At 33.0% G+C, this 13,900-nt stretch carries 8 protein-coding genes; 1 reads left to right on the forward strand and 7 read right to left on the reverse strand.

Annotation, left to right across the window (positions count from 1 at the left end):
* Positions 1-39 precede the first annotated feature (39 nt).
* Positions 40-1,359 (reverse strand): M20/M25/M40 family metallo-hydrolase, encoded by a 1,320-nt coding sequence (locus HM981_RS15900; protein ID WP_179339791.1) that lies wholly within the window; start codon positions 1,357-1,359, stop codon positions 40-42.
* 230 nt (positions 1,360-1,589) lie between these two features.
* Between HM981_RS15900 and HM981_RS15905 the strand changes: the two genes are divergently transcribed.
* A complete protein-coding gene (locus HM981_RS15905; RefSeq protein ID WP_179339792.1) occupies positions 1,590-2,057 on the forward strand; it encodes a hypothetical protein in 468 nt (155 codons plus the stop codon).
* A 68-nt stretch (positions 2,058-2,125) separates the two neighbouring features.
* Here the strand turns inward: HM981_RS15905 and HM981_RS15910 are convergent, their stop codons facing one another.
* From HM981_RS15910 to HM981_RS15935, 6 genes are all read right to left on the reverse strand, one after another.
* Positions 2,126-3,130 (reverse strand): LacI family DNA-binding transcriptional regulator, encoded by a 1,005-nt coding sequence (locus HM981_RS15910; RefSeq protein ID WP_179339793.1) that lies wholly within the window; start codon positions 3,128-3,130, stop codon positions 2,126-2,128.
* Between the two features lie 77 nt (positions 3,131-3,207).
* The gene (locus HM981_RS15915; protein ID WP_179339794.1) at positions 3,208-4,776 is read right to left on the reverse strand and encodes a T9SS type A sorting domain-containing protein; all 1,569 of its coding nucleotides are present in this window, start codon (positions 4,774-4,776) and stop codon (positions 3,208-3,210) included.
* 270 nt (positions 4,777-5,046) lie between these two features.
* Positions 5,047-7,404 (reverse strand): MFS transporter, encoded by a 2,358-nt coding sequence (locus tag HM981_RS15920; RefSeq protein ID WP_246286321.1) that lies wholly within the window; start codon positions 7,402-7,404, stop codon positions 5,047-5,049.
* Between the two features lie 8 nt (positions 7,405-7,412).
* Positions 7,413-8,915 (reverse strand): glycoside hydrolase family 30 protein, encoded by a 1,503-nt coding sequence (locus tag HM981_RS15925; RefSeq protein ID WP_179339795.1) that lies wholly within the window; start codon positions 8,913-8,915, stop codon positions 7,413-7,415.
* Between the two features lie 130 nt (positions 8,916-9,045).
* On the reverse strand, positions 9,046-10,338 hold the full coding sequence (locus tag HM981_RS15930; protein WP_179339796.1) for a glycosyl hydrolase family 17 protein: 1,293 nt from the start codon (positions 10,336-10,338) through the stop codon (positions 9,046-9,048).
* Between the two features lie 15 nt (positions 10,339-10,353).
* Positions 10,354-13,815, reverse strand: a complete 3,462-nt coding sequence (locus tag HM981_RS15935; RefSeq protein WP_179339797.1) for a hypothetical protein — start codon at positions 13,813-13,815, stop codon at positions 10,354-10,356.
* Between the last annotated feature and the right edge of the window lie 85 nt (positions 13,816-13,900).

Genomic DNA, 13,900 nt, shown 5'->3' on the forward strand with positions numbered 1-13,900 from the left:
CCTCATTAATAAAGCTTTAGCACTACATATTTTAATGTTTTATAGTTTTAAATTCACTAATCGATACATCAAAACAGCGGTTATTTTTGCTTGTCTTGCTACGGTATTTAAATTCCCTGATTCATTAACAGTATGATCTCCACCTCCACCTGTAAGCCCTAAACCATCGATAGCCATATCTACAAATCCTGATGTGAAGGAAATATCTGCAGCACCTGCATTTCTTGGGTTTACGGCCGTTACAGATCCGAAGCCTAAATCTTGACTAACCGTATTAAAATAGTTTAATAATTTAGTATTGCCTTCTGTTAAAGTTAAAGGTGGATAGCCACCTGCTGAAAAAATAAGTTCCGCATTCGTTTTAGGGTAATTCTCTGATACAATCTTTTTCATAGTTGCTTTAGCTTTTGTCAATTGATTTAAAGACACAGCTCTTAAATCTCCACGAACAATTGTTTCTTGAGATACTACATTTGTTTTTCCGAAAGCATGACCTCCAGTGCTATCTCCATCAGGATTTAATGTGGTGCCGCCAATAATAAACCCTGGATTAAAAGTTAAATCCTTTTCTTTTGCGAGTTGAAGATAAAATTCATTTAAAATCCTAGACGTTTCATAAATGGCTCCTGCACCAATTTCTTCTGTGAAAATTTGAGATGAATGGGAAGGATTACCTGTTACTTTAATTTTCCAATCTGTAGAACCCCTTCGAGACACCACAATTGTTTTTGGGTTATTATCACCATTTTCAAAACCCAAAGCTATGTCTGCACGTTTTGCAGCATCAATCAAATCTTTCTTAGACAATTCTAAGGGTGAACCACTTTTCTCTTCATCACCTGTCATTATAATTTCAATAGACATGTCATCTAAAACTCCTGCTTCCTTTAAAGCTTGCATAGCCAAAATGATAATAACATCTCCACCTTTCATATCTGCAACTCCAGGTCCTTTTATTATAGAATCGTTGAGCATAGTATATTCTTGCAATGGACTTTCCAATTCGAAAACGGTATCTAAATGACCTATCATTAAAAACTTTGGTCCTTTTTTTCCTTTTCTAGTCGCTATTAAATGTCCTGCTCTACCATAAGCATCACCATTAGTTAATTGCGTTGAAAAACCCAATTTATCGAGTTCTTTTTGAAATAGCCTGCCCACTTCTTTCACACCTTCAAAATTCATAGTCCCACTATTAATATTAACTGCTGTTTTAATTAAATTAATAGCATCCTCAGAATGTGCATCTACTGCTTTTATAATTTTTTGTTCTTTTCTATTGGTTTGAGAAAATCCTAGAATTGATAAGCACAAAAAAGCAATGAAAAGTATTTGTTTAGAATTAGATTTTAAATTCATTTTATTAATTTATTATGAAAGTTCCTCTTTGTAAATATAAATTCAATATTGAAGACATCAGCTTTACTTTCGATTTTTAATTAAAAAAAAGTGACACCAACAACATCCAAATCCCTATGCGCAACGTATATAGAACACCAATACGATGAATAAATGAATAAAACATATTAAAGATTCATTGAAATTAGTATTTTCGCATATTAACATAAATTAACACTAAAACTATTAAAATGAAAAAAGTTGTATTAAGTTTAGCACTAGTTGCTGTATTAGGATTATCATTTACATCTTGTAGAGAAACTGCTGACAAAGCTACTGACGCTATGGAAGGAGCTGCTGATGCTACAGGAGATGCATTAGAAGATGCTGGTGACGCTATGGAAGATGCTGTTGATTCTGCAGGTGATGCTATGGAAGAAGCTGGTGATGCTATAGAAGGTGCTGCCAATGATGCTGTTGACGCTACAGGTGACGCCGTTGAAAGTGCTACAGGAGCTGCAAGTGATGCTGTTGAAGGTGCTAAGGATGCTGCTGGAAATGCAGTAGATAGCGCTAAAGATGCTGCTAATAGTGCAGTAGATTCAGCTAAAGAAAAAGGTAAAGATGCAGTTGATGCAGCAAAAACTAAAGGTCAAGACGCTATAGATGCGGCTAAAGCTAAAGGTACAGATGCTGTAAATAAAGTAAAAGGAATGTAATTTCCTCATTTTACAAACACAAAAAAGCCTGATGAAAATCAGGCTTTTTTTATGCTCAAAATTGAGATTTAGTTCGAAGACTCACTCAATTGAAGTTCACTAGGAACCACTATAGTTTGAAGTTTATGATTTTCTCCTTTTAAACTATCTATTAACAATTGCGTAGACATCTCTCCTATTCTATGAGCCTTCTGATGGATAATTGAAATTTTAGGACTTGATAATAATTGCGTATGCTCATAACCAAAACCAACTACTGACAAATCTTTAGGAATTTCTCTTCCTATTTTTTTCGCCATGTTAATAGCAACTATTCCTGTAACATGGTCTATAGATAGAATAGCATCAATTGTTGGGTTAGCTTTTAAATATTTGTATATTTTTTTCTCAACATCAACATCTACTGCGTGATCTAATTTTAAAATATTAGGTTTCAAATTATGATCTTCTAAGGCTTTAGTATATCCACTAATTCTTAATTGACCAACACTTAATTCTTCAATATTACTTACCAAAAGAATATTTTTACGTTTATCATTTACAATTAAATGTTCTACGGCGTCATAAACAGATTGAAAATCATCAACTATAACTTTATTACATTCGATATCATCCACAACACGATCGAACATTAAAACAGGTAGCTTACTTTCTATAACATCCTTAATATGGTCGGTTTGCTTTGTCACTTGGCTTTCTCTAGCTACGGCCATTATAAAACCATCTACACTTCCGTTAGATAACAAATCGAGACTTCGTTTTTCTTTATGTAAGGTTTCGTTAGACAGACAAACAATAATATCATAATCATTATTTGTAGCTGCCATTTCAATACCGTGTAATACCTCAGCAAAAAACGGATTGGTAACCGTTGGGAGTATAACACCAATAGTTTTAGATGTATTAGTTTTTAATTGCTGCGCTATTCTATTGGGTTTGTAGTTTAACTTTGTGGCTAATTCTTTTACCCGAATTCTGGTGTTTTCGCTTATCTCATGACTATCATTTAAAGCTTTGGAAACGGTAGAAATTGATATATTTAAAAGTGCTGCTAATTCTTTAAGTGTTGTCATTATTTTAAATCTTTTATATAAACAAGAAAGAGCGTATAATATACGCTCTTTAATATTAGTAATAAAAATTATTTAAACTAGTTTTTAACCAGTTTTATTGTTTTAGTTCTATTTGCAGATACAATCTTAGCTAGATAAATTCCATTATTTAATTCTGAAGCATCAAGTGTAACCTCAAAAGAATTAGGATTTAAAGTAAGAACTTGTTTTCCTAAGATATCAAAAACTTGCACTGAACTAATGTTTTGATTAATTGTTTTAATATTCCAAACTGAATTTGTTGGGTTTGGATATACACTAACATTTTCTAATTCAAATTCGTTAGTACTTAACGTAGGTGCTCTATACACATATAAGTTATCATACCAAACTTTACTAGGAAGATTAGAAGTGATACCAAACTCCTTAAAACCAGTGAAAGTTGTTAAATCCACAGGGATATCAATTGACATCCAACTACCAGCTACTAAAGCAGGAGAAGAACCAGCATTTAAATTAATTTCGAATGCTGCACCACCTGGTTGGTTTACAAATTTCAAATTAAAAACAGAAGAAACTAAATCTGTACCAGCTTCTATGTATACGTCAACATGTAAATTAGTGCCAGCAGCAGTATTAAAAGCACTAGCATCTACAGCTGTGTCTAATACGATTCCTTGACAAGCATTATTTAAGTATTTTTGAGTTGGATTACCAAAAACCATAACTTCTTCAACTGAAGAAAAACCACACCAACCTGCATCAAACGTACTTGCAACATCCGTATAAGCATCACTATACAAAGAAATAACATCCCAAGCATTTCTAGCTATTGGATCTGTTGCCGCTGAAGGAGGACCTTCGAAAATAAACGAAACAGTATAGGTTTCTGTAAACATTCCATTTTGTGAAACAACCACAACCGTTGCATCACCAGGAAGTACAGTAGCTTGAGTTATAGTTACAGATGTTGCTGTTGCATCTGTTAAAGTCGCAGCAGTAATTTGAGGAATATCTGTTATTCCAGGAGCTAAACCATAAGTGTAATCAAAAACACCAGAACTAAAACCACTAATTGTTGAAGCATCAATTTGTAAATCACTTAAAGTTGCATCTGATCCAGGTGCCGTTGGATTTTTCCAAAAATATAAGTTATCTACATAAATCCCATCAGAAGATCCATTACCATTGTCAAACTTAAATTGAATAGCATTTGATGTGTCACCAGTAATTCCTGATACAGGAATATCTACACTTGTCCACGTACCTGAACCTGCATTTGTTATTGGGTGAGCAATTTCTCCTCCTGAACTAATTACAAATACATTAGGATTAAATGTACCATCTATCCAAATATCAACATGCAAAAACTCCATAGCTGCTACATTTTGAGCGCTTCCAAACTGAACTCCTTGATAATTAAAAGTAGGATAACCTAAAACTAGGTTTCCAGTACCTGGGTCAAAAGCAGTATTTGCTACACCGAAACCAGATTGACCCCAATTTGGATTAAAATCCGAACCTGCTACATCCGTGTATTCCCCACTGAAAATTGAAATAACATCGACTGCATCTCTCGTTGGTGGTGTTGCTGCATTGTCTGACGGCCCTTGCGAGTAACCTAATGCTACTGTTAGCATCATAAATAAAAAAGTAAATTTTTTCATAATCATTGTTTTTAAAGTTTATATTAATTATTCTTAGTTTTTACAGGTTAAAATTGCGTTTTTATAAATTTACATATTAAATATTGAGTATTGAATAATTTAACCACAACAAAAAACATACAACTATTACGATATCGTAACTCTACATGGTTGATACTCGGTATCTCAACAAAACAAAAGCATTCAAGTATTTTTTAATTATTATTTTTCGTCATTATTTTTACTATGTTGTGTTAATGTTGTGTTATTGTATGGTTGATTTTTAAGCTTTTAAAACTTTAGTTTTTCATTTTTATCCCAAATTCCCCAACGTCCACCTAATTCTCCCTCAAAACGAACTTTCCAAGACTCATCAAATGAAGAGAAATGAAAGATTTCTACACCTTTAGAATTTGCCCATTCTTGAGTTTGAATAAAATATTTCATGGCATTTAGTTGCGATGGATGTGCATCCTCTACTGTTTGACCTTGACTTGGCCAACCTGTTTCTGCAATTATCACTTGTTTTCCTTTTGAAACCTCCTTGGTTATTGCATGCATTTGTCTTAGATAATCTAAGGAATCATCGATACTGAAGCCTTCCCAAAACGGATAACAATTCGCTAAAATCACATCTGAAACTTCAACTAATTCAGGACGTTTATAATATTCGTAGTATGTATCTACATAGCCTACAGGAATCTGTAATCCTGATAATGCTTCCTTAACTCTTTTGATATAAGTTATTAATTCTTCCTCTGTAATTTCGCCACGAAGTAATACCTCATTACCAACGGCGGCAATATCTACATGTCCTAATTTTGCAAGTTTTATTAATGCTTCTATCTCTCTTTCGTTTCTTTCCTTATCATTACTAATCCAAGCGCCTACAATAGACTTTAATCCCTTTTTATGAGCTACTTTTGGGATTAGCTCATTACCTTCCGTACAAGAAAATGCTCTTACCCAATTGGTATACGGAGAAATAATATTCATACGACGACGTATTTGAGTTTCTGATAAAATATCGTCCGTATCTTGGCCTTCTACATAAGGACTAAAGCTTAAACCATGTAATTTAGCATTCAATCGTTTCTTATAAAGTTTCTTAACTTCTTCTGGCTTAAGATTACTAAAGTCTACTTGTTTATAATCTTCTAGTTTAATTGTGTTATTTAATATCGACAAAAAATTACCTATACCATGAGAGGATGATAAGCCCATCATTTTCTTTTTAGTTTTTCTATTATCTAATTCTTTACTAATTTCTAAAGCACGTTCTTCTGTGAGATCATAATTACGCATCACATACATCGCAATGGCTGTTCCAACAATTGGAAAAACAGAAAAGAAAATTCTTAACCCAAAAACAGCTCCTTCGGGTTGCGTAGGTGCATCTGGCGTAAAATCTACCAAATACATAATTAGACCACTTAAACCACCAGCGATAGCAAAACCAAATTTCACCATCCACCAGTAAATAGCTCCGAAAATACCTTCACGTCTTTGTCCAAAATTAAGTTCATCTAAATCGCAAACGTCAGCTGTCATAGACATCATAAGCGTAAATAAACCACCAATTCCAAAAGAGAAAAATGGTAACGCCAATAGAAACATATAAGGTTTACCTGGAATAAATAGAAACCAAAGTAAAATATAACCGATAATCGAAATCCCTTGAGATACTAAAAAGGCATTCTTTTTACCCATTTTCTTAGACATCTTAGCCACTACAGGAATAACTAAGAATGTTGTAATCAATGCACCAATACTTCCAAATAATGTTGGCCAAATCCAAGCCGCACCTGCATCTCCATTAAATAAATAATATACAATGATGAAAAAAGAGAATGCTGCAACCGTATTAAAGGCATTAAAAATAAAGAACGTTGAAATACATAATTTTCTAAATTGTACTATCTTGAAAGCTTCCTGAAAACCTTTAACGATTTCCTTTAAACTACTTCCAATATTTTTCATGGTTAATGGCACTAAACTTTTATCATTAAGCGTAGACTCATCCTTAATAAATAACGCAGGAACCATTGCTAAAAGTGCACAAATAATAGCGACCCAAATTGCTAAAGTCCGCGTTGCTACATCACCAGACTCAAACCAAGCAGGATCGTACATAATAACCCATAGCCATGGTGCAAGCACCCAAGCCCATTGTCCAATCCATTGCGATACAGCCATAATACTAGTCCGTTCATGAAAGTCATCACTCATTTCATAACCCATAGCAACGTAAGGCACACTAAAAATGGTTAAACCAAGATAGAATACTAACGACCAAATTAAATAATACCAAAAATTATAATCGAGACTATTCTCTCTATGCAATTGCCACATTAATGCAAATGAAATCCCCATAATTACGGCACCAATGAATACATAATGGCGTCGTCTTCCCCATTTAGATCTTGTATTATCAGAAATAAAACCCATTATTGGATCTGTAATAGAATCGAAAATTCGAGGTAAGAAATATAAAATTCCCCACATCCAAGTCGGGAAACCTAAATCCTTAACCAACACCACCATAAAAATTCCTAAAGCGGCAGGAAACATTTGATTAGCCAACATGCCTAATCCAAAAGCAATCTTTTTGCTCATTGGTACTTTTGAAGAAGAACTTGACGTTGACATAGTTTTTGTTATTTATTTGGTATTAAAATTGTTTGTATGGCTTTCCCATTAATTTTAATAGCTACATTTTTTTCATCCAATGATAAAACAAAGTTTTTTGCGACATCTCCTTCATTAAACACGACAACAGCAATTGATCCATCAGGATTTTTAGCAGCAGTAACCATAAGTGCATCATCTGTTTTATCTACACCAATAACTTTAGCTTCTGGTCTTATGTATTTACTAAAGTGTGCCATAGTATAGTATAATGGAGTAAAGTAAACCTCATCGTTATCCGTGTCTACAATCACTGGAGCTACACACCAGTTTTTAAACCAATTTGGACCACCTTGTTTATCGAGTACCATATTCCAATCTACCCAACCGTCTACCCAGTTATTTAAACAACCTATAATATCTCTCGCGTATCTATTAACAGGTGCATATTTAGGGTGTAAATGTTTATCCTTTTCTGAAGCCCAATCCCAACCCCAATCTGTCGCTTCTTTTTTCCAATACCACGCATCATCTTGCCATTTAGGAATTTCAGAATCGACACAACCTTCGGTTTCTATTAAATATTTATTTGGTGCTTTGCTATGTGCATACTGTAAATCTTCTGGAAAGAAATCATAAGTACTCTCGTACCAATGAATGGCAGTACCATCATAATATTTAGAAGATGCTTCTGTAGCATACATTACATCTACCCATTCTTTTAATCCTGCTCTGTTTTGGTCGTATCCTAGAATATTGACTTCTCCAAATCCATCAGCCTCTAATTTTGGGCCTAAGTGATTTTGCACAAAATCCGTTTCTTCTCCTGGTGAAAAATGCATGCTTTCCCAATTATTTCCGTTTCCGTGAGGTTCATTTACGGGTGTTAAACCCCAAATATTAATTCCTTCAGCTTTATAAGCTTCTAAGTATTTAGAAAAATAAAGCGCAAAAGAGTCGTAATATTTAGGTAATAATTTTCCTCCGACGTATTCTTTATTATCCTTCATCCATGGTGGCGATGTCCAAGGTGAAGAAATAATCTTAAATCCCTCTTTTGAAATTGCTTGAGCATCTTTAATCATTGGAATTAAATCGTTACGATCTTCATCTATATTGAAGCTTGTTAACTCCATATCATCCGCAACTGGTGCATACGTATAATTGTTTAATGAAAAATCACAAGAAGCGATATGTGTCCTCGTTAATGAATAACGTGCACCTTCATTAGAAAAATAAGCTCGAAGAATTGTATCTCTATTTTTTTGACTAAGCTTGTTTAATAGGTATGCTGATGATTCCGTGAATGAGCCACCAAAACCAGTTATTGTTTGAAATTTCTGTTCTGGTAAAATCTTAATTACTGCAGAGGAATCTACTTTAGAAAATTCAGTAATTCTAGTGAGTTTGTTTCCACTTTCTGAAGTTTCATAAACCTCAACAATTAAGCTTTTAATTTCTTTTTTTGGGGTAGTACAACTCATTACAGTAAAAATTAAGAGCACCAATATGCTATTTCTTGATATTTTCATGTGTTTATTTTTATTGCGCATTTATCGTAATACCTATACTTCATTAAATGCAACTACTTATTCATTATTAACCTTGTTTCGATGAAATAAACAGCGAAACAATAGCTACACCTACCTATTTTGTAAAAAACTACTGTCTAGGATAGTCTGTATTGGGCACTAATACATCTTTCATTAATTCATCAATATTACCATCATAGGTTTTTGTAATTGGTTTTCCGTCTCTTGTTAAACCATTAAAAAATCCTTGATCTACCATATTCCATAATGGATATTTCGCTTCACTTTTTAAATTAATTAAACCAAAGTGATTTTCTGAACCTAAATCATTTGTGCCATCTTTCCACTGTTCATCAAAGGCTTCAAAATAGAATACCGAAATTTTTTCTTTATTGGTCCATTCACGTAAAAGATTAAAATATAGTCCTTGTTTGTATTCGTCACTTGCTCTTGATCCATTTTTTCCATAGTGACCACTAGAAATAGACGCCCAACCTGTTTCTCCAATATGTACAGGTTTATTAATACCAATACTTTTCATGTAACTTGAAACACTATTGTACTGAACTTTTGCAAATTCTAATGCTCGTAGCATTGCTGCATCAATCTTTTCTTTATCAGATAAACTTTCTTCTGCTTCAGGAACTTTCCAAAATTCTGGATTATAGTGAGAATTGTGATATGCATACGTATGCATAGAAATATAATCTACAGCATGCGCCAATTTCACTAAATCTTCAGTGTGGTAACTTTCATCACCACCTCCCCAAGATGTGTAATCATCTGAACTGGTAATCCATAAATCTTGAGGCAATTCACCTTTTTGTTTTAAATCTTGAAGATGATTTACCCATTTTAAAATAATCCATGGTTCTACGTAATAACTGGTTGCCCATCTTATCATAGCTTCATTTCCAACAGCCAGAACCTTAACGATATCTGGATATTGTTTTGCTAATTCTATAGCCGTTTTTACCTCAACAGGGTTCCGTTCACTTTCTTGATTATGGTCTGGCTCTCCGTTTTCCCAATTGAATGCGTTTTTACAATCAATCCAAATACCGAGCATAACATACATTTCAAAGGTTGAATCTTCAGCCTTTAATTGGTCAATTGCTTTTAAGAGATTTGCTGCTTGATCGAAATGAACATTATAAGTTCTAAGTACTTTAATCCCCATAGCACTTAGGATTCTCAGATCTTCTTTAAGTTCCGAGATTGTGGGTTGTACTTCTCTCTGTTTTTCTCTATAACCACCGTAAGAAATTGCCAAATACTCTGGATTTCCTAATATCTCTTTTGCATTCACAATTTGTTGTTCTTTTATAGTTTTTTCGTTGCCAACTGCCTTTTTAGCATCATTACATGAAAACACCAAGAGCATTAAAAAAACGGACAGCACTAATTTTAACCTCTTACTCATGTTGACCGTTATTAATTACTTCTTCAATGACACTATAATTTGATTCACTTCACCTGTACGATTAAAAATTTTATCACTTATAGTCTCATCTAATTTTAGGGTATCAAACTTTGTGACAGATCCATCATTAAATAAAACGGTTATATTATTATCACCATCCTTTTTATAAATGATTGGCACTTGACAATACGTAAAACAAAGTGCGCCTTTTTCTAATTGAATTGTTTTTAGTTCTTTATTGATATTTGTAAAGGTGAAATCTTTTTGTTCACTTAAAAATTCTTCAGTTCTTAAAAGTCTTGGATTAAAAAATAATTTTCCGTCTTCAACAAAAACACCTAATTCCCCAAAACGACATAACACATCTTCTTTAACTTGACCAGTCATTCCTGGTTGTTGAGCTCCTTTTCCGCCTGGTGTGTGAGAATATGGATCTGTTGGAAATGCACCATATAACTCTGGTGATTTGTGTGCCCCAATACCTTCATTAATTTCGTAGTAATGCTCTAATAATCCGCCTATAGTTGCTTTACTTTCATTAGTATTTACAGCTAACAAACAATTTTCTTGTACTGCTAATAACAACTTAGAAACCATATGCCAATAGATAGACCCTAAACCTTCATAACCGTAGAAAGTTCCTGAACGACCTGTAAAAGATTTATGGTTAAACATTTCTTCAAAAACATCTAACAACAATGACTTTTCAGCTTTAATTAAGGCATCATATTTTCCTTCTGGCAATTGATTTAAAGCTGCTTTTAAACTCTCTGCATTATTAAAATTACCATTAAAATGAAATTGACCAGTTGCATCTTTCTCAATGAGCTGCGTATTATTATCTGCAATAAGCTGCTTCAGCAATTTAGACTTCTCAACAGATTGAGATGGAATATTATTTTTATCTACAAAACGAGATAATTGTTTATTAGGATATAAAATGTAACTGTATTGATCTTCTCTAAACAACGCACTTGCTTTTAATCCGTCTAATAATTCTAAAGCTTCTTTTGGTTTTAAATAACCAGAACTTAGAACAGCCACTTGGCCTTCTAACATTTCTGGCAAATATGAAATAGATACTTCCGCATCATTTTCAACAGTCATTAGATTATAAGCGTGATATAAGTTATCTGTTCTCTTGTTGGCTTTAATAGTATGATCTAAATAGTGTTTTAATACGTTGAAAAACTCTAGTAAATCAGCTTTTGAAATTGCTTTTTTATCACTCGTAAATCCTGCTTCATAGATTTTTAATCTGTAATCACTTCCAGCAGATCCTAAACCGTCTAAGATTGTTTTACGTTCTTTATCTGATACTTTTCCAGATAATACGTTTTCATTAGTAAGAAGTGTTGAAACCACAGCATCAAAGAACGTTTTTAATTCTATTGAAAGATTATATTCTGTTTCTGAAGATTTTTCAACAATACTTTCAAAGAAATTGATGAATCGCCTCAGGTAATATAACGTTACCATGGACACTCCATTACCAACTAAAGCATTGTTGGCATCATTCCATTCTGGTCGTTGTGTATTTAACCAAATACCACCTTCTGGAATAAAATTAGAAACTTTAGCTAAAACGGTTGCTAATAATTTTTCGATTAAGTTAACTTTATGAATGAAGTAATTTTTATCACGCAATAAAGCACCATCTGCTCCTAATCTTTCTTTTACAACATTAATTTTATCATGCAATTCGTAATCAAAATCAATCGTGTCTTTAGGATTATTTAAAGTATCTTGATAGCTCTTAATCTTATAAGGAACGTTTGCATACACAAAGACATCTTGCGTAAAACTGTTTGCTAATTTTTTGGGGTAATGCTTTTCAATAAATTCTAAAAACTTCAACAAATATATAATTTGATGATCGCCCCAATATCCAATGTAAGACCATGGGTCATCAGGTTCAATAGCCTCCCAATCAAAGCCATCTTTTGTAACCCTGTATGGATTGTAACCTTCGAAAGTTGTTGCGTTAAAAAACTTATGGATCATGCCCTCCATAAAGGCTGGATATGAATGTGCTAATGTTTCCCAATTTTGAAAAATATCTCTCCAGTTGCCTTCGTAATCTAGAATTTTAGAACCGTCTATTTCACTTCTTGTATTAATTGAAAACTTGTTCCAAGGTCTGCTTGGATCTCCATGTCTTCTACTAAATTTTAATGGTAAATATTCGTAGCACAATCTTTTAAAATTGCTATCATCATCGTTGTCTGCAATATTTTTGATAAAATCTACATTGAAAAGCTTAGGCAAATTATTTAAAATAGCTTCTTTGCTTTTAGATACTTTTTTATTAGCCTTAGCTATATATATTACAAAATCTTCTTTTTCGATTTTATAATCATCATCAAAAATTCCACCTCTCATAATATTGAAAAGTGTGTTTGCAAAATGTCTTGTATTTCTTAATTGGTCATCACCTAATTGAATGCCATCTGAAGCTCCTACTAACTCTAAAAGATTCTTGGTGCCAGCATCTATATCGTCTTGAATAAGCGTTTCAAGATTTGTATTACTTTTAATTTTTTCTGAAATATTATTTATAGCACTTATCGTTTGGTTAACATCTGCAACAAACATCCAACTCTTTTCGCTATTTGGTTCTAGACTTAAATCTTTAGATATAAAGTAGGCTCCTTTTTCTGCTCTAATATCTATTTCTTGTGAAATAGCTTTACCATTTCTAAAAGCATTTAACTGCAAAGACGATATTAAATGTTTTGGATTGTCTAATCCTGAAAACCAAACGGTATTCGCCTTTAAGGCTTCACTTGGTTCTGCTTTATCAACAATTATTGCACTCAAAGCAAAAATTCCCATTCCAGAATCTGCTTCTAATTCACACTTTTTGTAGGCATCAATTAAATTACTTGTAGAGTTTTGAAAAACTGACGTTAAACCGTATGGCAGAATATTTTGAATTCCATCTAAAATAGTTATCTCAACTTTTTCATTACTGTTGTTTAGAACGTAAGCTCTTCTCACAAAACCAAACTGATCACTAGTGTTCCATTGGTATTGAAATGTCAATCCTAAATCTTCATTTACTTCTTCAAAAAGCACCTTGTTACCATAGCTGTTTTTGTAAAGATTTCGATTTGTTGTATAAACACCTTGATAGCGATCTGAAAACGGTTCCCATAAAAAGGTTTTATCATCTTTATGAACCTGAACTATGGTTTTACTGCCTGTAGTCTCTAATGATTCCGTTATCTTATCATCTGTGTAATATGGAAACAATGCATTATTGGCATCTTTTCTTCCGGCAGTTAATGCTCCATTACTTGAAATAAACATCCAGTGGTTAGAATTGCTAACAAGACTCATAAAAAACGGTCTCATTTTATCACTATTAGAGATTTTGTAATAGTCTTCGTTATGAAGTGAAACAAGCTCTCCTTTCACTTCAAACTCATCATTTGAAGCTAATTTATTTCCTATATAAATGGCGTTTTTAGTCATTGGTAATTTCAATATTTCTAATCTTAAATTTTACAAAAAGTTTGTGTTATTTAAATGCATTAATCAAATAACACTAATAATTATT

This window comes from Winogradskyella ludwigii (assembly GCF_013403985.1).
GTDB lineage: Bacteria > Bacteroidota > Bacteroidia > Flavobacteriales > Flavobacteriaceae > Winogradskyella > Winogradskyella ludwigii.